Consider the following 19,123-nt stretch of genomic DNA (forward strand, 5'->3'; position numbering starts at 1 on the left):
GTGACCCGAGATCGGCGACAACCGGCTTCTGCTGCCCACCGTCACTGGCGTGAGCGAGTTCCTCCCTCGCGAGACACCGCCGGATCGGGAGAGGACGGTTGGCTCAAGGCTGAGCGGCCTGGGAGCTCACGGCCTCTCCGTGCGCATGGCTCATGGAGTGTGCAGGCGTACGGCCAAGGCGGCGATGTCATCGTCGAGGCTGCCTCTACTGTGACGGAGGAGGTCGTGGTGCAGGGCCGTGAGCAGATCACGGGGAGGCGTGGGGAGCTGTCGACGCATCCATTCTGTCAACGGGAAGAACTCACCGTCCCGGGCGCGGGTTTCGGCGATCCCGTCCGTATAGAGGAGGAGGAGCTCGCCGGGAGCGAAGTCGAAGGCGTCCGCACGGTACTGGTCACCGATCAACTCCGCGAGGCTGAGCAGGGGCGACGGGGCGGACGGCTCGAGGATGCGCACGTTGTTCAGGCTGTGGATCAGCGGTGGGGGGTGTCCGCAGTTGACGATGGTGATGCGGCTGCCTTGATGCGGGATCTCGACGAGCAGCGCGGTGGCGAAGCGTTCCATCGGTGCCTCGGGTGGATGGGCGGCGTTGTGCCGGGTGCAGCTGGCGTCGAGCCTGCGGGCGATGTCGGCCATGGAGGCCTCGCCGTGTGCCGCCTCCCGGAAGGCGTTCACGATCGCCGCGGCCGCCCCGACTGCCGGCAGGCCTTTGCCCCGCACGTCGCCGATGAGCAGCCGTACCCCGTACGGCGTATCGACCACCTCGTAGAAGTCCCCGCCGATGCGGGCTTCCGCGGCGGCCGCGAGGTACAGCGATTCGATCTCGACGTTCCGGAAACGGTGCGGCAGGGGCCGCAGCACCACCTGCTGGGCCGCGTCGGCGACGAGCCGTACCTGAAAGAGGGTGCGCTCCCGCTGAAGCCGGACGTGGCTTCCGTATGCTGCGGCCACGGTGACCGCGACGATCCCCCCGCACGTCCACCACGTCCCCAGATCGGGGAAGACGAAGCTGAGGCCGACCATCAGAAAGAGGCAGACGGTCCCGAGCAGGACGGTCGGGAGGACCGGCCACATGGCGGCGGCCAGAGCCGGCGCCGCGGGCAGGAGGCGGCTGAAGGCCATCTCCGGCGGGGTGGCGTAAGCCAGGCTGGCGATCACGACGGTCAGAATCACCGGTGACAGCCGCACAAGCCTGCCGTAGCGGTAGCTCTGACGGAGCCGCGGCCGTCCGGACTCGATCATGAATCCCAGAGTATCCGCGAGGGGCGCGCTCAGCGACGTGACGAGCGGGCTACGGGTAGGGCAGAGCACGCCTGCCGGCTTGCGGGAGCGCGACCGCGTGATGTGCCAGTGGCTCGTAGGGCCCAGGAAACGTCACGGACGGTGAAGACCGGACACCAAGAGTATCCCTTTCGCCGAAGCCGGCCCGTGTATGGCCCGGAACCGCTGGTCAGGACTGGGACATGGGTGGGATGAACTGGGAGAAGAAGGGTGGTTCGACACCTCCCCCATGGGAAGGGCCGGGCGCTCCCAGAGGGTGCCTGGCCCGGGGTATCCCGGCCGAGGCCACGCGGACGGCGCCCTCCCCGGACCTGGAGAGCGCCGTACACGGGCCAAGACTTCCGAACGGCGGGACGTGCTCCGGTGGGAGGGCGGGGGAGGCGGAGGATCGACCTACGAGAAAAGAAGTGCCGTCGTACTCATCCGTAGGGCGGCTTCGCGCCGAATGTCCAGGTGAGAGGTCCATCGATCCGTAGCCGCGGCCCTCGGCGTGCGGCCGTGGGAGGAGCACGTCATGAACACCACGTTCACCCGGCGCCGCGTCCGGCGGTCCTGGCCGGGACGGCCCTCGCGGTCTCGTTCGGAGGCCCCGGGCCGCAGGCGTCGGCCGAGGACGGCGGCTTCGTCCCGCACCGTCCACCCTCAGCGCCGCCGTTCAGAAGGCCGGCCTCGTCGACACCCTGAACAACGCGGAGGCCCTCACGGCCTTCGCGCCGACGAACGACGCCTTCGCCGAGATCTCGAAAGCAGACCTGGACGAGGCCGACCTCGCCGACGGCTCCTGCAAGACCCTGGAGGGCGGCATGCCGAGCACCGCCGGGTCCGGGGACACGTGCATGGTGAACGACACCGCCTCCGGCGTCCGCGGCACCGGGCGGACGTCCCACACGACCGTGCACGTCATCGGCACCCGTGCTCATGCCGAAGCGAGGGCGCGCAAGGCCCGGCCTCGGCCGAGCCCCGGGCCCGCATCCGCGTGCCCCCACGACGACGAGAGAACCTCATGGCACGTGTACGCCATGGCAGTCCGTGAAAGGGATCAGCGCATGGACCTCCCCACCCCGGCCAACGACGCCCTCTGCCTGGTCACCGGCGCGAGTGGCTACATCGGGGGCCGCCTCGTACCGGAGCTGCTCGACGCGGGGTACCGTGTGCGCTGTCTCGCCCGGCACCCGGACAAGCTCCGCGACTTTCCCTGGGCCGACCGGGTGGAGACCGTACGTGGTGACGTCACGGTCGCCGAGAGCCTCCGCGGGGCGTTCGCCGGCGTCGACGTCGCTTACTACCTCGTCCACTCCATGAGTTCGACGGCGCGTTTCGAGGACGCCGACCGGCTCGCCGCCCGCACGTTCGCGGCCGAGGCCCGTGCCGCCGGGGTGCGGCGCATCGTCTACCTGGGCGGTCTGGTCCCGAGCGGAGTGCCGGAGGGCGAGCTCTCGCCGCACCTGCGCTCCCGCACCGAGGTGGGCCGCATCCTCCTCGACTCGGGCGTCCCCACCGCCGTGCTGCGGGCCGCCGTCGTCATCGGCTCCGGATCGGCCTCCTTCGAGATGCTCCGGTACCTCACCGAACGACTCCCCGTCATGGTCACCCCCAGCTGGGTCGGCACCCGCGTCCAGCCCATCGCGGTGCGTGACGTGCTGAGATACCTGACCGGGAGCGCCGGACTGCCCGCCGGAGTGAACCGGACCTTCGACATCGGGGGTCCCGACGTGCTCACCTACCGGGAGATGATGGTGCGGTACGCGGAGGCCGCGGGGCTCCGCAGGCGTCTGATCGTCCCCGTACCGGTCCTCACCCCCCGGCTGTCCAGCGAGTGGATCGGCCTCGTCACACCGGTGCCGGCCTCCCTGGCCCGCCCCCTCACCGAATCGCTCCGGCACGAGGTGGTCTGCACCGAGAACGACATCACCCGCCATGTCCCCGACGGCCCCGGCAGGCCCATCCCCTTCGCCGAGGCCCTCCGGCTGGCCCTCCGTCGCGTGCGGGAGGCACGGGTCACCACCCGCTGGTCGTCCGCCTCACCGCCCGGGGCGCCGAGCGACCCGCTGCCGACCGACCCGGACTGGGCGGGCGGCAGCCTCTACACGGACAAGCGCTCCCGCATCGTCGACGCGAGCCCCGAGGCGCTGTGGCGGGTCATCGAGGGGGTGGGCGGGGAGAACGGCTGGTACTCCTTCCCGCTTGCCTGGTCCGTCCGAGGATGGGCCGACCGGCTCGCCGGGGGAGTGGGACTGCGCCGGGGCCGCAGGGACGCGGAGCACCTCCGGGTCGGTGACGCGCTGGACTTCTGGCGCGTGGAGGCGATCGATCGCGGGCGCCTGCTGCGCCTCCGGGCCGAGATGCGCCTGCCCGGTCTCGCCTGGCTGGAGATGGCAGTGGACCGGGACGAGCGGGGCCGTACGTCGTACCGGCAGCGGGCGCTCTTCCACCCCCGGGGCCTTGCCGGGCAGGCGTACTGGTGGGGCGTGGCCCCGTTCCACGCCGTGGTCTTCGGTGGCATGGCCAGGAACATCGCCCGGACCGCAGAGAGGGAGAGGGAGAGGGGGCGGACGGGCGCGGCACCGGGCCGCGGGTGACCCCTGTCGCGTGAACGGCGCGCGCGGCGCCGACCGGGCCGTCCGCGCCTCCTCCGTGGCGGCGGAGCGTGGATCTGCTCGCCCGGCGCGAACCGCCCCTGACAGCGGGGCCGCTCCGAGGGCCTGAGCCGCCCCTGACAGCGGGGCCGCTCAAGCCCTCGGAGGGCTGGACACCGTTCTCGTCGCCATCGGCGTGGCGGGCTTCCGGTGGCGTGAGGGTCCGTGAGCGTGGTCGGCCGGCAGACGGTGTCGCACGCGCTGTCGAGGTCGGCTGCCGTGCCGAAAGCTCTGCCCTCCGGGCCGATACGGGCCGGCGTGTCCCGGGGTCGCCCGGGCGAGTGGTCCGACCGTCGCCCCGTTCCCCGGTCGACCGCATCCGTGTCATACCGGTGTGCGGAAGGGAGGGTGTCGGGCGGACCCGTTCCGTCGCGCGGGGAGGGTGGGGCCACGGAAGCCCGGCTGCTCCACGATGTCCTGTATCTCGATCGTTGAGGTGGTCGAACCATCTCCGGGGAGGCCTCCATGTCCGCACCTGCGCGCTGGGCGAGCAGACTGCTGCCGCTGCTGGTGCTCGTCCTTTGGCTCGGTGTCGGAGGAGGGCTCGGTCCCTACGCCGGGAGGCTCGGTGAGGTGGCCACCAACGACCAGGCCGCCTTCCTGCCACGCAGCGCCGAGTCGACCCGGGTCCTCCGGGCCCAGGAGGCGTTCCGTCAGGAGAAGACCCTCCCCGCGCTGGTCGTCTGGTCCGCCGACGGCGGCGGCCCTGTCGACCCGACCGCGCAGGCGACCGCCACCCGGTCCCTGGCCTCCCTCACGGGCACCGACGGGGTGGTGGGCGCACCCAGCCCGGCCTTCCCCTCCGCGGACGGAGAGGCCCTGCGGGGAATCGTGCAGCTCCGCCCCGACCTCGGCGACGAACTGGCCGTCACCTTGGGGGAGGTCGAGGCCGCCGTCTCCGCCGTACCGGGGACCGAGGTGTGGCTGGCGGGTCCCGCCGCGACCCGGGCGGATCTCGGTGATGCGTTCGTCGGCATCGACGGGCTCCTGCTCGTCGTCGCGCTGGTGACGGTCCTGGTGATCCTGCTCCTGGTCTACCGGAGCCTCCTGCTGCCGCTGCTGATCATCGTCGGGGCCGTCTTCGCCCTCGGCCTGGCCTGCGCCGTCGTCTACGTCCTTGCCGATCACGACGTCGTCCGGGTGGACGGCCAGGTCCAGGGCATCCTGTCCATCCTGGTCATCGGCGCGGCCACCGACTACGCCCTGCTGCTGGCCGCCCGCTACCGGGAGGAGCTGGGCCGACGCGACGGCGACCGGGTGCCGGCCATGCGTGCCGCACTCAAGCAGTCCTTCGGGCCGATCGTGGCAAGCGCCGCCACGGTCGCGCTGGGCCTGCTCGCCCTGCTGTTCAGCGACCTCACCAACAACCGGGCCCTCGGCCCAGTCGGCGCGATCGGCATCGTCTGCGCCGTCCTGAGCTCGGTGACGTTCCTCCCCGCCGCCCTGATGCTGCTCGGCCGTGCCGCGTACTGGCCGGCCCGCCCCAAGGCCACCGTCGACGGCGAGCCGGCCCACCCCGCCTGGCGCAGGGTCGCCGGGCTCGTCGACCGTGCGCCCCGCAAGGTCTGGGCCGGCTCCCTGGCGGCCCTGCTCGCCTGCGCTGCCTTCTCCTTCACGCTTGACTCCAGGGGTGTCCCGTTCGACGAGATCTTCGTCAAGGACGCCCCCTCCGTCGCCGCCCAGGAACGCCTGAGTGAGCACTTTCCGGGCGGCGCCGGCAACCCCGCCGTCGTCATCGCCGACGCCGCCGCCGCGGAGAAGGCGCGGACGGCTGCCGCGGACGTCGACGGGGTCGACTCCGCGACCCTCTTCGCCGCCCCCGGCACCTCGCGGCCGCTCCTCGCCGACGGGCGCGTCCGGATCGACGTCACTCTCGCAGACGCCGCGGACTCCGACGCCGCCAGGGACACCGTCGTCGCCCTGCGCAGCGCCCTCCACGCGGTCCCCGGTGCCGACGCCCTGGTCGGCGGATCCACCGCCCAGAAGTACGACACCCAAGTCACCGCCGACCGGGACAGGAGGCTCATCGTTCCCGTCGTGTCGGCCATCATCCTGGTCATCTTGGTCGGCCTGCTGCGCTCGCTGCTGCTGCCCGCGCTCCTGGTGGCCACCGTCGCGCTCAACTTCCTCGCCACGCTGGGCGTTTCCGCCCTCGTCTTCGAGTACGTCCTCGGCTTCACCGGGACCGACCCCGCCGTCCCCCTGTACGGTTTCGTCTTCCTGGTCGCCCTCGGCGTCGACTACAACATCTTCCTCATGTCGCGGGTGCGCGAGGAGACGGAGCTGCACGGCACCCGCGAGGGCCTGCGCCGGGGACTGGTCGCCACGGGCGGGGTCATCACCTCGGCCGGCGTCGTCCTCGCCGCCACCTTCGCGGCCCTGGGCGTGATCCCGCTGGCGTTCCTCGTCCAGATCGCGTTCATCGTGGCCTTCGGCGTCCTGCTCGACACCCTCGTGGTCCGTTCGCTCCTGGTGCCCGCCCTCGTCCGGGACATCGGCCCCATGGTCTGGTGGCCGGGCCCGCTCCGCCACCGTCCCTGACCGACCCGCGATCGGGCGCTTCCGCGTGGAAGCCGCGCGCGTCCAGCCGCCGGCGGCCCGCTGGAGACGCCGGCGATCCCGTGGAAGCGGCTGAGCACCAGAGCCCGGACAGATCGTGTCACGAGCATCAGGCACCGGACGAGGGGAGGGCGAGCAGCCGGAGCCGCACGCCCGGTCCGGCACCCCGTCGCGGGCCGGCGTCCTCCGCCCCGCCGAGGTGGCCCGGTCCGCGTGCATCCGGCACCCCGGAAAACGGGGAACCGCGGATGCAGGAGTTCCACACCAGTACCCCGGCGCGGCGCCGCGCGTCCGTGACCGGCGGCCGAGCAGGGAGAGCGCGATGACCGTGTCCGTCGTTCTGTACACCTCCGACCTCAGGGTTCACGACCATCCGCCGCTCAGGGCCGCGGCCCAGGGGGCGGAGGAGGTGGTGCCGGTGTTCGTCCGCGACCCGGCCGTGGCCCGCACGGGGTTCGCGGCGCCCAACCGGCTGGCCTTCCTCGCGGACTGTCTGGAGGACCTCGACCGGTCCTTGAAGGAGCGGGGCGGCCGTCTCGTGGTGCGGGAGGGCGACACGGTCTCCGAGGTGCGGGCCCTGGTGCGGCAGACCGACGCCGACGAGGTCCACATGGCCGCCGGCGTGACGGCCTTCGCCCGGCGGCGGGAGACTCGTCTCCGCAGGGCGCTGGAGGAGGACGGCTGCCGCCTGTACGTGCACGACGGTGTCGTCACCGTCGTCCCGCCCGGCGACGTCGTCCCGCAGGGCTCGGACCACTACGCCGTCTTCACGCCCTATCACCGGCGCTGGGCCGCCGAGCCGCTCCGGACCCCCTTCGCCGCCCCGAGGAAGCTGCGCGTGCCGTCCGACGTGCGCTCCGAGCGCATCCCGCGGCGCTCCGCCGTCGCGGATGTGTCGCCGGCCCTCCCCGTGGGAGGGGAGAGCGAGGCCCGCAAGCGGCTCGGCTCGTGGCTGGCCGATCGTCTCGACACCTACGAGGAGCGCCACGACGACCTGGCGGGCGACGCCACCTCCCGTCTCTCGCCCTACCTCCATTTCGGCGCCCTCTCCGCCACCGAGGCGGTGCACCGGGCGGGCAAGCGGGGCGGGGCGGGCGCCGACGCGTTCCTACGGCAGCTCTGCTGGCGGGACTTCCACCACCAGGTGCTGGCCGCGCGCCCCGCGTCGGCCGAGGCCGACTACCGGCCGAGGCCGGGCCGCTGGCGGGTGGGCGCGGACGCGGAGGCCGACCTCGCGGCCTGGCGGGAGGGACGTACCGGCTATCCCCTCGTCGACGCCGCCATGCGGCAGCTCGCCCACGAGGGATGGATGCACAATCGGGGCAGGCTGGTCACGGCCTCCTTCCTGTCCAAGACGCTCTGCATCGACTGGCGGGAAGGCGCGCGGCACTTCCTCGGCCTCTTGGTGGACGGCGACGTCGCGAACAACCAGCTCAACTGGCAGTGGGTGGCCGGCACCGGCACGGACACCCGGCCCCATCGCGTCCTCAACCCCGTCACGCAGGCCAAGCGGTACGACCCCGACGGCAGCTATGTCCGCCGCTGGGTCCCGGAACTGGCGGCCCTCGACGGTCCGGCCGTCCACGAGCCCTGGCGGCTCACCGGACTCGACCGGGCGGCCGTCGACTATCCGGAGCCGCTGATCGAGCTCTCCGAGGGTCTGGCGCGCTTCCGCCGGCTCCGAGGCTCTTCCTGATCCGGTGCGAACCCTCGCATCGTTGTCCCGGGGAGCTTTCGATGCGAAAGCGATGCGAGTTGTGCCGGGGTGTGTGCCGGACGGACCGTGAGGAGGCACGGCGTCACCGAGGTCCCGGCGCCGACGCTCTCGCAGCGACGGCGGCACACCCGGTGGGAGTTCGTGCCACCACCCGGAGGAGGAAGCGTCATGACCGCACACCGGACGACCGGAGTCCTCGCGCCCGCCGGCACCGATGCGCAGACAGTCGGCACCGCCGCCCTGCGGGTGCCTGCCGCCACCGATGCGCCGACCGCGGCCGTGCGCGTCCCCACAGCGACCGCCGCGGCCATGGCGGCCGTTGCCGCCGCCGACGCCGATGCCGACGACCGGATCGCCCGCGGCCTGGCCGGCGGCGACGAGCGGTGCCTGGCCGCCGCGTACCAGCGCTGGGGCCGCCTGGTCCACACGCTGGCGGCCCGCGCCCTGGGCGACGCCCGCGAGGCGGAGGACGTCACCCAGCAGGTGTTCGTCGCCGCCTGGCGAGGCCGGGCCAACTTCCGTCCCGAGCGGGGCACCCTGCCGGCCTGGCTCACCGGCATCACCCGACGCCGGATCGCCGACACCCTGACCGCCCGCACCCGCCGCACCGAGCTCACGGCGTCCCTCGGCGCCTCTCTGGAGCACGAGGACCGGATGGACGAGGAGCCCGAGCGGGTCCTCGACCGGATGGTCGTCACCGAAGAGCTGTCCAGGCTGCCCCGCGTCCAGCGCGACGTCCTGGAACTCGCCTACTTCGCCGACCTGACCCAGACTCAGATCGCCGACCGCACCGGCATTCCGCTCGGCACGGTCAAGAGCCACGCCCGCCGCGGCCTCCGGCGCATGCGGCACAGCCTCGAACTCGCCGGTGTCCGCGCCGGTCGCTGACCGGCCCGGGTCCGGGCGCCCCGGCACCGGCCGGCGAGCCAGCCTCGTCCGTGAGGGTCCGGCCGCTCAGGCTCCGGTGCTTCCGGCCCGCTCCTCGTACCCGGCCATCTCCTCGTACAGCCGGGAGATCACGCCGAGCGCCTCCCGCAGATCGGTGGGACGTGACGTGCCGGGAGCGGGTGTCCGGCCGAGCCAGCCGGGGCCCGCGAGGAGGACCAGAGGAGCGGTGCGTGCGCCCCGTACTCCGAACGCCGTCCCCGCGACGTGCCGGGCCAGAGCGTGGTTCGCGGTGGAGCGGGCCTGGGACCAGAGGACGACGGTGGTCGGCCCGGACCGTCGCACCGCCGCGTCGAGGGCCTCGGCGGGCACGGCCGCGCCGAACATCCTGGTCGGGAGTCCCCGTTCGGCGAGGCCGGCGGCGAGCGCCTCCAGGGGCAGCGTGTGCTGCTCCGAGGGGACGCAGGCCAGCACGGCCGGAGGGGCCTTGGAGACGACTGCCGGTCCGGTGACGGCGACCCGCCGCAGGGCGGTGGAGACGTGCCAGGAGAGCAGGTGCTCCATCTCGACGTAGCGGTCGCCGGACGATTCCCAGGTCCGGCCCACCGCGTGCAGCGTCGGGGCCATGATGTCCTCCCAGGTGGTGACCAGCCCGTACTCCGCCAGTGCCGCCTGGAGCATTGCCTCCATGACAGGTCCGTCGAGGCGCACGGCGGCACGGGCGAGCCCGCGGCACTCCTGCCGCACGTCGCCCAGCGGCAGGCCGCTGCCGGCCACCGCACGCCGGGCCGGCGTGGGATGCGGTTCAGCCGACGACACGACCGGCTCGGTGACGGCCTCGGCCGGAGGGCCGACGGACGCGCGGCCTCCGCCCGGCACCGCTGAGGACCGCACCTCCCGGGCGGCCCGCGCCGCCTCGGCGGGCGGGACGCCCGACGCCGTGAGACGGCACATCTCCTCCAGCATCGCGACGTCCGCGGGGCTCCACCGCCGGTGCCGCCCCTCCGCGCGGACGGCGGGGCCGATCCCGTACCGCCGGTCCCAGGAACGCACGGTCACGGGGGAGACCCCCAGACGACGGGCGACGGCGCCCGTGGTGATGCCGTGCACGGAGTCGTACATGTTCACCACAGTACGATGCGGAAACGATGCGAGCCGGTTCGTCGCGTGCGGGGAAGCATGATCAGGGGTGCCATGTCCCGGCGGCCGCCGGAAGGCGGGTGACCACCCCGTCTTGTCCCTGGTGATGTGGGCGAGCGTGGCGTTGCCGCAGCTGACGTCGGTCGGATGGACGGGCCTGCCCGGCGGGAACTCGGCGAGCTGCCGCTCGACGACACCGGGTTAGGTGTCGGTGGTGCGGTCGCAGCCGTCCCGCGACTTCGATCGCGTCGGGTGTCGCGCGGGCGGCGGTCTGGCTGATCGTGCGGCACCGGTCCCGGCAGATCGCCTTGATGCCCGGGTGAGCGGCGAGTCGGCAGCCACCGGCTCCGCGGTGCGGTCGGGCAGCAGGTCTCGCGCGTCACGCCGTACGGGCCGGGTCAGGCCGAGCGTTCCCGGAGGGCGGGGGCGGTGGGCGGTTCCCAGCCGACCTGCGAGGTGTGGGCCCCGCCGGCAGCGGTGGCCGGTTCCGCCGTAGGCGACCTGATCGCCCACGGCGTACGCGATGCCCGCCTGTCAACTGGCCGACGCCGGGACGGCGCGCGGGGGCATGAGGAGGGTGTTTGCTTCACTGCCTGCCACTTCTGGCAGTCAGTAGCCGTCCGAGGGGCCAGGTCGTGATCAGCCGGTCCGGTCCCAGGCCGATCCGGGCCGCGCGTGCGTAGCCCGTGCTCTGCCAGTGGAGCTGTTCGGGGGCATGGGCGTCGGTGTCCACGGCGAAGCGGCAGCCCGCGGCGGCGGCCTGCACGAGCAGGTCGTCCGGTGGGTCGCGTCGTTCGGGCCGACAGTTGATCTCCACCGCGGTACCGGCCTCCGCGCACGCGGCGAAGACGGCCTCTGCGTCGAAGCGGGACTGCGGGCGGCCGCGGCCGGTGATGATCCGTCCCGTGCAGTGGCCCAGGACGTCGACGCGGGGGTTGCGTACCGCGGCCAGCAGGCGGGCGGTCATGGGTTCGGGTTCCGAGCGGAGCTTGGAGTGCACGGACGCCACGACGATGTCGAGCCGGTCGAGCAGATCGTCGTCCTGGTCGAGTGAGCCGTCGTCGAGGATGTCGCACTCGATGCCCGTGAGCAGCCGGAAGTCCGGGCCCATCCGGGAATTCACTTCGGCCACGGCTTCCAGCTGGCCCCTCAGCCGGGCCGGGCTCAGCCCGTGGGCGATCGTCAGCCGCGGTGAGTGATCGGTCAGGACGGCCCACTGATGGCCCAGGGCGCGGGCCGCGCCGGCCATGTCCTCGATCGGGCTACCGCCGTCCGACCAGTCGGAGTGCAGGTGGCAGTCCCCGGTGCTCGCCGCCGCGAGGTCCCAGCCGACGCGAGCGGCCGGGTCGGCTTCGGCCTCCAGGCGGGCGAGATAGCTCGGCACCACCCCGGTCGACGCCTGGGAGATCACCTCGGCGGTGACCGGACCCACCCCGCGCAGCCGTTCGACCTGCGCTGCTTCCACCTGTCCCGGTGGCAGGCCGCGGACGGCGTCGGCCGCCGTGTGGAAGGCCCGCACCCGGTACGGCGACGCCCCGCGCCATTCCAGGAGGAAGGCGATCCGGCGCAGGGCTTCGTCCGGGGTCACGGCAGGGGGGTTCCGCCGGTGGCGTTGACGATCTCGCCGGTGATGTAGGAGGCCTGGTCGGAGGCGAGGAAGACGTAGGCGGGTGCCATCTCCGCCGGCTGTGCGGGCCGGCCCAGCGGCGACTGCTCGCCGAACTCGGTCGGGTCGGGCATCGTCGCGGGGATCAGCGGTGTCCAGACCGGCCCCGGGGCCACGGCGTTGGCACGGATGCCGCGCTCGGCGAGCATCTGGGCGAGGCTGTGGGTGAAGGAGATGATCGCGGACTTGGTCATGGCGTAGTCAAGGAGGTGCGGGCTGGGCTGGTAGCCCTGGACGGAGGCGGTGTTGATCACCGAGGCGCCGCGCGGCATGTGGGCCAGCGCGGCCTTGGTGAGCCAGAACATTCCGTACAGGTTGGTCTTCATCACCCGGTCGAACTGCTCGGTGGTGATCGCCTCGATCCCGTCCGGCTGGGCCATCTGGTAGGCGGCGTTGTTGACGAGCAGGTCGATGCCGCCCAGCTCGCCCACTGTCTTGTCGACGAGGGCGGTGCATTCGCCTTCGTGCCGGATGTCGCAGGCGACGGCCACTGCCGTGCGGCCTGCGTCGCGGATCAGGCGGGCGGTCTCGTCGGCTTCGTCGGCTTCCTCGGGCAGGTGGGTGAAGACGACGTCGGCGCCTTCCCGTGCGAAGGCCAGGCAGACGGCCCGGCCGATCCCGGAGTCCCCTCCGGTGACCAGCGCCTTGCGGCCGCGCAGCAGACCGTGGCCCTGGTAGGAGTCCTCACCGTGGTCGGGGCGGGGGTCCATGGCCTCGGTCGAGCCTGGATGGTCCTGGTCCTGCGCGGGGAACGGGGGGCGGGCGTGGAGGGACACCGGATCGGTGAGGCGGGGCTGGTCGTGGGAGGGCATCGCGGTCTCCTTCCGACTCGGTCGGGTGAGGCGGGATGTCAGGTGGAGGGCGGGTAGGCGGCGGCCTTGAGCCGGCGCGCGAGGTGCGCGGTGTTCGTGGCCAGGGTTTCGGTCGTGGCCGCGGTCTTGTCGGGGGTCTTGTCGAGGTCCTGGTAGTCGGTGCCCTGCATGGCTTCGCCGACCCAGTAGGTGGCGGCGTTCGGGGGCAGGGAGAAGCCGACGTCGTTCAGGCCCTGGAAGAGCTCGGCGCTGACGTGGTGGGCGCCGTCCTCGTTGCCGACGACGCACACGGCTGCGGCCTTTCCGTAGGTGAGCATGCGGCCCTCTTCGTCGCTCTCGCCCAGCTCGGCGTCGAGCCGTTCCAGGACGCGCTGGGCGATGCTGGAGGGGTGGCCGAGCCAGATCGGCGTGGACAGGATCAGGATGTCGCAGCCGAGGATCGTGTCGCGGATCTCCGGCCAGGCGTCACCGTCTCCCATGTCGACCTCGACCCCGGGTTTGACGTCGTGATCGGCGATCCGGATCACCTTCCCGGTGACGCCGTGGTCGGCGAGGGCGGCCATGGTCTGCTCGGCGAGCAACTGCGAACTGGACGGTTTCGGCGACGGCGAGAGCGTGCAGACCAGCGCGACGGCACGCAGCGGCAGGGTTTCGGTTGTGGTGTCCATGGGGTCCGGCTACCCCGATGGTCAGGCCGTATCCGTCCGTCCTTCACGGGGACCCGCCAGCGGAGCTGGGTCCGCCCCGGCGGGCGGCTACCGGTCAGCGGATCCGGGCTCGGCCATCCGGCGGTGTCCCTCTGCTTCGAGGCTGTCGGGCAGGACCTTGTCGGCCATGCCCTGGGCGCGGGTCTTCAGCGATCCGGCGACGACCTTGTTCTTTGCGGCGAAGAGCGCGTCGAGCCCTTGCTCGGCCACCTGGGCGGGGTCATCCTTCCCGCTCTGGCCGACTTTGGTGTCGCCCATGTCGGCGCGGCGGAAGAAGTCCGTATCGGTGGGGCCGGGCATCAAGGCGGTGACGGTCAGGTCCGTGTCCTTGAGCTCGTTCTGGAGCGCCTGCGAGAACGACTGCAGGAACGACTTCGAGGCGTTGTACACGGCCTGGAACGAGCCCGGCACGGTGGACGCGATCGAGGAGGTGATCAGCATCCGTCCTCCGCCCACCGCGGCCATCGAGCGGAGCAGCCGCTTGGCCACGTGCACCGTGGAGCGTACGTGCAGGTCGATGATCTCGAACTCGTCCTCCAGATCGGTATCGAGGAACGCTCCTCCTCGTCCCACGCCGGCGTTCAGCGCGGCTACGGCCACCGGACGTCCGGTGGCGGCCACCGCCCCGACGAAGCGCTCGGCCTCCTCGTAGCTGCGCAGGTCCGCCCGTAAGGGCTGCACGTTCGCCCCGGTCTGCCGCCCGATGTCGTCGGCCGCAGAGAGGAGGCGCTCCTCGTCGGCGGAGTTCACGATCAGGTCGAAACCCCGATCGGCGAGCTGCCGGGCGAGCTCGAAGCCGATCCCATTGGACGCGCCGGTCACTACCGCAAGTTCTCGGTTCTGGGTCATGTTCCGCGCCTACCCCTCCTGGACACAACATGTCCAGGTGTATGCGTCGCCCGAGTGGTGCACGGCGTGGCCGACGCGCGAGACCTCGACCGAGGCAGCAGACTGCCTGCACCGCCGCCCCGACGGGGACCGGTCCACGCCCGTGAAGGGCGGCCGCGCTCCGAGGGTCCCCGCCCATGGGGCCGCTTGGAGGAAGGAGACGGCGTGGGTGGCACGGCACTCATCGTGATCGACATGCTCAACACCTACGAGCACGAGGACGCCGATGCGCTGGTGCGGTGCGTCCGCGAAGCCCTCCCGGGCATCGGGACGCTGCTCGAGCAGGCGAGGGACGCCGGCGCACCGGTCATCTACGTGAACGACAACTTCGGCCGCTGGCGCTCCCACCACGGCGAGATCCTCGAAGCCGCCCTGGCCGGCCGCTACGGCGACCTCGTGGAGCCGATCGCACCGGACGAGCAATCCCTGTTCGTCGTCAAGGCACGGCACTCGGTCTTCTACGAAACCCCCTTGGCCTACCTGCTGGGCCAGCTCGATGTCCAGCGGGTGGTGCTGTGTGGGCAGGTGACCGAGCAGTGCGTTCTGTACTCGGCCCTGGACGCCCACATCCGCCACCTCGACGTCGTCGTGGCCCTCGACGCGGTCGCCCACATCGATGCCGGCCTCGCCGACGCGGCCCTGCGCATGATGGAACGCAACATGTCGGCCGAGCTCCGCCCGAGCCACGAAGTCACCTTCGAGGACGCCCCCTCAGGCTGACGGCGGCGCCGGCGTCAGGGTCTGGGTCGGGCCGCCGGCGTGTTCGACGAGGCTGAGGGCGGCTGCGGCGGTCTTGAACTGGGGCTGCTTGGAGACGGGATCCCAGAGGGGGGCGATCAGCTCGTTCGCGGCACGCCCTGGTGTCCCCGGGGCGGGGGCGCTGCCGGCCGGGGTGTCCCAGTAGCCGTAATGGAAGGGGACGAACAGGACACCCGGGCGGATGGACCCGATCCGCAGGCGCCCGCGCAAGGCACCGCACCGCGTGGTGACCTCGACGAGGTCGCCTTCCACCAAGCCGAGGCGGGCGGCGTCGGCGTCGGCGATCTCCACCCACACGTCCGGTGCCGCGGCCGCGAGTCGGGGCACCCGGCCGGTCTTGGTGCGGGTATGGAAGTGGTAGAGGGTGCGCCCGGTGGTCAGGTGGAAGGGATGGCTCTCGTCCGGCCATTCCTTCGGCGGGACGTAGGGGGCGGGCCTGATGAGGGCCTTCCCGTCCGGGTTCATCGACCGGTACCGCGCCTCGCCCAGCGGTTCGCCGGTCACCAGATCCTTGCCGTACGACTCGCACAGGTCCGGGTGCGCCCAGGCCACGCCGTCCTCGTAGAGGCGGTCGGTGCCCTCTGGGGCGTGCTCGGTGCACGGCCACTGGATGCCGCTGGGGCCGCGGAGTTTCTCGTAGCTCAGGCCGGTGTAGTCGCAGGGGCGTCCGGCGCTGCACCGCTTCCACGCCTCGAAGGCCTCTTCCGGGCCGCTCCAGTGGACGAGTGGGCCGCCGTCCTTGTCCCGGAAGCCCATGCGGGCCGCGTAGTCGAGGAAGATTTCCAGGTCCGGGCGGGCCTCGCCGGGTGGGTCCACGGCCTTCTCGGACAGGTGGACGGTGCGGTCGGCGTTGGTGAAGGTGCCCGTCTTCTCGCCCCAGGTCGCCGCGGGCAGCACTACGTCGGCGAACTGCGCGGTCTCGGTCAGGAAGAGGTCCTGGACGACGGTGAACAGGCGCTCTTGGGCCAGGACGGTGCGGATCCGCGCCAGTTCGGGCAGGGACACGGCCGGGTTGGTGGCGCTGATCCACAGCATCTGTACCCTGCCCTGTTCCGCCAGCCGGAAGATCTCCATGGCGTGGGTCGGCGGTCCGCCGTGCGGGATGACCGACGGCTCCACGTTCCAGACGCGCGCGAGGTCGGCCACGTGGGCCTCGTTCTGCCAGTTCCGGAACCCCGGCAGGTCTCCGTCGGCTCCGCACTCGCGCGTGTTCTCGGCGGTGGGCTGGCCGTTCATCTGAAGCACACCCGCCCCAGGGCGGCCGAGCATGCCGCGGATCAGGTGCAGGTTGTTGACCTGGACGGCCGCCGCGGTCGCCTGATTGGCCTGGTAGAACCCCTGCAACACGGTCGACAGCAGGCGGTCCGCGGTACCGACCAGCTCGGCGGCCTCCTCGATCGCGGCCGCCGGCACGTCGCAGATGCCGGCGGCCCACCGAGGCGTGCACGGTTCGACCTGCTCGCGCAGAGCGTCGAAGCCGACCGCGTGCCCGGCGATGTACGCGGGGTCGGTCCAGCCGTGCCGGACGACCTCGTGCAGCAGGGCGTTGAGCAGCGCCACATTCGTACCGAGCCGGGGCGCGAGGTGCACCGTCGCCCGACGGGCCACCGGGGTGAGCCGCGGGTCCACGCACAGCAGCCGCGGCGGCTCGTCCCCTTGCAGCCGGTCCAGGATGCGCATCCACTGCACTACCTGCGTCTCGGCGATGTTGTGCCCGAACAGGGCGATCGCATCCGCGTGGTCGATGTCCTCGTACGAGCCGGGCTGGCCGTCGCTGCCGAAGGACTCCTTCAGCGCCTCCGCCGCCGTCGCGGTGCACAGCCGGGTGTTGCCGTCAAGATGCGGCGTGCCGATCCCGGCACGGGCCAGGACCGCGAGGGTGTAGTACTCCTCCAGGAAAAGCTGCCCGGAGGTGTAGAACGCCACCGCTTTCGAGCCGTGGGAGCTGATGAGCTCGTGTGATCTGGTGACGATGCGGTCCATCGCCGTGGGCCAGTCGCTGTCGACGAGGCGTCCGCCGTCACGGATGAGCGGCCGGGTCAGGCGGTCCGCCGAGCCGTTCGCCTGCCACGCGTACAGGTCCTTCGGCTCCAGCCGGCCCCGGTTGACGCGGTCGCCGGCCCGGCCTCGGACCCCCACGATCCGCCCGTCCCGGACGGCGATGTCCATCGCGTCACCATCGGAATGCAGGAGCGAAGCCGTTCGCACCCACGCCTCGACTTCACCCTCGGCCACTCCCTCGGCCAGGCAGGTGTCCGTGCGTACCGGCCACTGCCCGCCCCGGCCGTACGGGGTGCGGCGCCCCCACGGATCGGCGATCCGATCGCCGGACACATTCGCCGGATTGCGTCTCACAGCCGCTCCTCTGCATCCATGCGGCGCGGTCGCCGCCTGACGCTCGACGAGTGGCGCCTACCCGGAGCGCACCACCTGACACCGCTCTCGCCGGGCAGGCGTGACAAACGAGGACCGGGGCAGGTGCTGAAGGCAGGCATGTCCTCACCGCGACAGTCGTCGGTCGGAAGGAGAACGAGCCATGGCCGAGCCCACCCCGCCGCGCTACGTCACCGCGACCGTCGTGCGCCCCCTGGGCACACCCGTACCGTTGGGTGGCTTTGTTCACGAGATTCGACAGCGTTGTTCATGACTTCGGACAGCACCCCGGTCGCCCCGTGTTCGATTCCTGGGGCCACTGCGGCGGCACAGCGGTGGGCCGCAGCTCCGCAGAGAGGGCCCGCTCCTCGGCGAGCGGCTCACCGCGGCCACGGTCGTCGGCACGGCGCTGATGCTCGTGGCCATCGCCGGCCTCGCGGCCGCCGAACCGCGACCGGACGCGAAGAGCTGACCACCGGCGAGGTGACATGAGACGAGGATGGTGCGCCAGGACCATGGTCTGGCACGCCACCCTCGCACCGCCGGAAGCCGGTAGACGTCCGGCGCTGCCGCCGACGGACCTGTGCTCTCAAGGCGCAGGCGCGGCACCGATCTGCTGCATCACCCCGAGGAGGTCGGGCTGGCCCCGCTCCTTGATGATCTTTCCGTCGGCCAGGTAATAGAAGTTCATGGCCTGGACCGAGATGGTCTTTCCGCTGGCCGGGATTCCGAAGAACTCGCCCTGATGCGTTCCGCGCATGGTGAACCGGGCGGCCACCGTGTCGCCCTCGGTGACCATCTCTTCCAGAGTCCACCGGACATCCGGGAACCCCGCGCGCATCATCGCGATCAGCTCCAGGTAGCCCTCAGGGCCCCGCAGCGGTTCCGCGTGGCTCGGCGCATGAAACTCGGCATCCGGGGCGATGACCTCACGGGCAAGGTCCTCGTCGGCCGTGTTGATGAACTCGACGAAGCGACTCATCACGGCTTCGGTGGATTGCGGCGACATGTCCGTCAGCCTCTCTCTTCTGGCACTGCCCCTCGCAACGAGCGAGCGGAAGAACCACAGTACATCGATTCGATGTGCACATCGAATCGATGTAGGTGTGGGATGATAGGGACATGCTTGACCTAGCGATACTGGGCTTCCTGGCCGAGCGGCCTTTGCCCGGACATGAACTGCGACGCCGACTCTCGGAGCTGACGGGCTACACCCGGCCGGTGAGCGACGGCAGTCTGTACCCGGCGATCAAGCGTCTCGCCGCGGCGGGCCTGCTGGAACGGCGCGCGGACCCGGCCGCGGGCCCGGCCCGCTACATACTGAGTGTGACCGACGCCGGACGCACCGACCTGCTGAAGCGGCTGCGCGCGCCCGCCGACCACGAGATCAGCGACTTCACGCGGTTCTTCACCGTACTGGCGTTCCTGTCCCTCCTGCCGGACGTCGCCGAACAGCACGCGGTGCTGCGGCGGCGACTGGAGTTCCTGGAGGAGCCGGCGAGCTTCTTCTACGACGGCGACCGGCCGCTGCGTGCCGAGGACCTGGCCGACCCCTACCGGCGCGGCATGCTGCTGACCGCCCGCGCCATCAGTAGCGCCGAACGGGCCTGGTTGCACCAGGTTCTGGACGGTGACGAGCCAGTCACCGCGCGCACCGAGACGGACCCCTCTACGCTCGGACAACCTGTGCGCTGACCAGC

At 72.0% G+C, this 19,123-nt stretch carries 14 protein-coding genes and 1 pseudogene; 7 read left to right on the forward strand and 8 right to left on the reverse strand.

What is annotated here, in order from left to right; translation table 11 throughout:
- Positions 1-150 precede the first annotated feature (150 nt).
- Positions 151-1,242 (reverse strand): PP2C family protein-serine/threonine phosphatase, encoded by a 1,092-nt coding sequence (locus ACN9M0_RS35445; RefSeq protein WP_366039336.1) that lies wholly within the window; start codon positions 1,240-1,242, stop codon positions 151-153.
- A gap of 686 nt (positions 1,243-1,928) precedes the next feature.
- On the opposite strand from ACN9M0_RS35445, the pseudogene ACN9M0_RS35450 reads away from it, so the two are divergent.
- The 5 genes and pseudogenes from ACN9M0_RS35450 to ACN9M0_RS35470 form a co-directional block, all read left to right on the forward strand.
- Positions 1,929-2,030: pseudogene (locus ACN9M0_RS35450) on the forward strand (fasciclin domain-containing protein); the annotation flags it as partial.
- Between the two features lie 297 nt (positions 2,031-2,327).
- Positions 2,328-3,860, forward strand: coding sequence for an SDR family oxidoreductase (locus tag ACN9M0_RS35455; protein ID WP_426404923.1), 1,533 nt, complete (start codon positions 2,328-2,330; stop codon positions 3,858-3,860).
- Between the two features lie 522 nt (positions 3,861-4,382).
- Positions 4,383-6,458 carry an MMPL family transporter gene (locus ACN9M0_RS35460; RefSeq protein ID WP_426404924.1) on the forward strand — a complete coding sequence of 692 codons (2,076 nt, stop codon included), beginning with the start codon at positions 4,383-4,385 and terminating at the stop codon, positions 6,456-6,458.
- Between the two features lie 340 nt (positions 6,459-6,798).
- Entirely contained in the window at positions 6,799-8,172 is a 1,374-nt protein-coding gene (locus ACN9M0_RS35465; protein WP_426404925.1) for a cryptochrome/photolyase family protein, read from the forward strand.
- A 330-nt stretch (positions 8,173-8,502) separates the two neighbouring features.
- Positions 8,503-9,081: a sigma-70 family RNA polymerase sigma factor gene (locus ACN9M0_RS35470; RefSeq protein ID WP_426405375.1), complete on the forward strand. Its 579-nt coding sequence runs from the start codon at positions 8,503-8,505 to the stop codon at positions 9,079-9,081.
- Between the two features lie 66 nt (positions 9,082-9,147).
- Here ACN9M0_RS35470 and ACN9M0_RS35475 read toward each other — a convergent pair whose 3' ends face one another.
- The 5 genes from ACN9M0_RS35475 to ACN9M0_RS35495 all read right to left on the reverse strand — a co-directional run bounded on the left by ACN9M0_RS35475 (position 9,148) and on the right by ACN9M0_RS35495 (position 14,252).
- A complete protein-coding gene (locus tag ACN9M0_RS35475) occupies positions 9,148-10,200 on the reverse strand; it encodes a MerR family transcriptional regulator (RefSeq protein WP_426404926.1) in 1,053 nt (350 codons plus the stop codon).
- A 604-nt stretch (positions 10,201-10,804) separates the two neighbouring features.
- Positions 10,805-11,806 (reverse strand): PHP domain-containing protein, encoded by a 1,002-nt coding sequence (locus ACN9M0_RS35480; protein ID WP_366039342.1) that lies wholly within the window; start codon positions 11,804-11,806, stop codon positions 10,805-10,807.
- On the reverse strand, positions 11,803-12,696 hold the full coding sequence (locus ACN9M0_RS35485) for an SDR family oxidoreductase (RefSeq protein WP_426404927.1): 894 nt from the start codon (positions 12,694-12,696) through the stop codon (positions 11,803-11,805). Before ACN9M0_RS35485 ends, ACN9M0_RS35480 begins: the two co-directional genes overlap by 4 nt.
- Before the next feature lie 38 nt (positions 12,697-12,734).
- The gene (locus ACN9M0_RS35490) at positions 12,735-13,364 is read right to left on the reverse strand and encodes a flavodoxin family protein (RefSeq protein WP_366039344.1); all 630 of its coding nucleotides are present in this window, start codon (positions 13,362-13,364) and stop codon (positions 12,735-12,737) included.
- Positions 13,365-13,451: 87 nt separating this feature from the next.
- Positions 13,452-14,252 carry an SDR family NAD(P)-dependent oxidoreductase gene (locus ACN9M0_RS35495; RefSeq protein WP_426404928.1) on the reverse strand — a complete coding sequence of 267 codons (801 nt, stop codon included), beginning with the start codon at positions 14,250-14,252 and terminating at the stop codon, positions 13,452-13,454.
- A gap of 204 nt (positions 14,253-14,456) precedes the next feature.
- Between ACN9M0_RS35495 and ACN9M0_RS35500 the strand changes: the two genes are divergently transcribed.
- On the forward strand, positions 14,457-15,011 hold the full coding sequence (locus tag ACN9M0_RS35500; RefSeq protein ID WP_366039346.1) for an isochorismatase family cysteine hydrolase: 555 nt from the start codon (positions 14,457-14,459) through the stop codon (positions 15,009-15,011).
- Here ACN9M0_RS35500 and ACN9M0_RS35505 read toward each other — a convergent pair.
- Both ACN9M0_RS35505 and ACN9M0_RS35510 read right to left on the reverse strand, forming a co-directional pair.
- Positions 15,003-17,219 carry a molybdopterin oxidoreductase family protein gene (locus tag ACN9M0_RS35505; RefSeq protein WP_366039347.1) on the reverse strand — a complete coding sequence of 739 codons (2,217 nt, stop codon included), beginning with the start codon at positions 17,217-17,219 and terminating at the stop codon, positions 15,003-15,005. The two genes, ACN9M0_RS35500 and ACN9M0_RS35505, sit on opposite strands and share 9 nt — an antisense overlap.
- 793 nt (positions 17,220-18,012) lie before the next feature.
- Entirely contained in the window at positions 18,013-18,432 is a 420-nt protein-coding gene (locus tag ACN9M0_RS35510; protein WP_366039348.1) for an ester cyclase, read from the reverse strand.
- Between the two features lie 113 nt (positions 18,433-18,545).
- On the opposite strand from ACN9M0_RS35510, the gene ACN9M0_RS35515 reads away from it, so the two are divergent.
- Positions 18,546-19,118, forward strand: a complete 573-nt coding sequence (locus ACN9M0_RS35515; protein WP_366039349.1) for a PadR family transcriptional regulator — start codon at positions 18,546-18,548, stop codon at positions 19,116-19,118.
- Positions 19,119-19,123: the final 5 nt, after the last annotated feature.

This window comes from Streptomyces sp. R-07, from assembly GCF_049913175.1.
Taxonomy (GTDB): Bacteria; Actinomycetota; Actinomycetes; order Streptomycetales; family Streptomycetaceae; genus Streptomyces.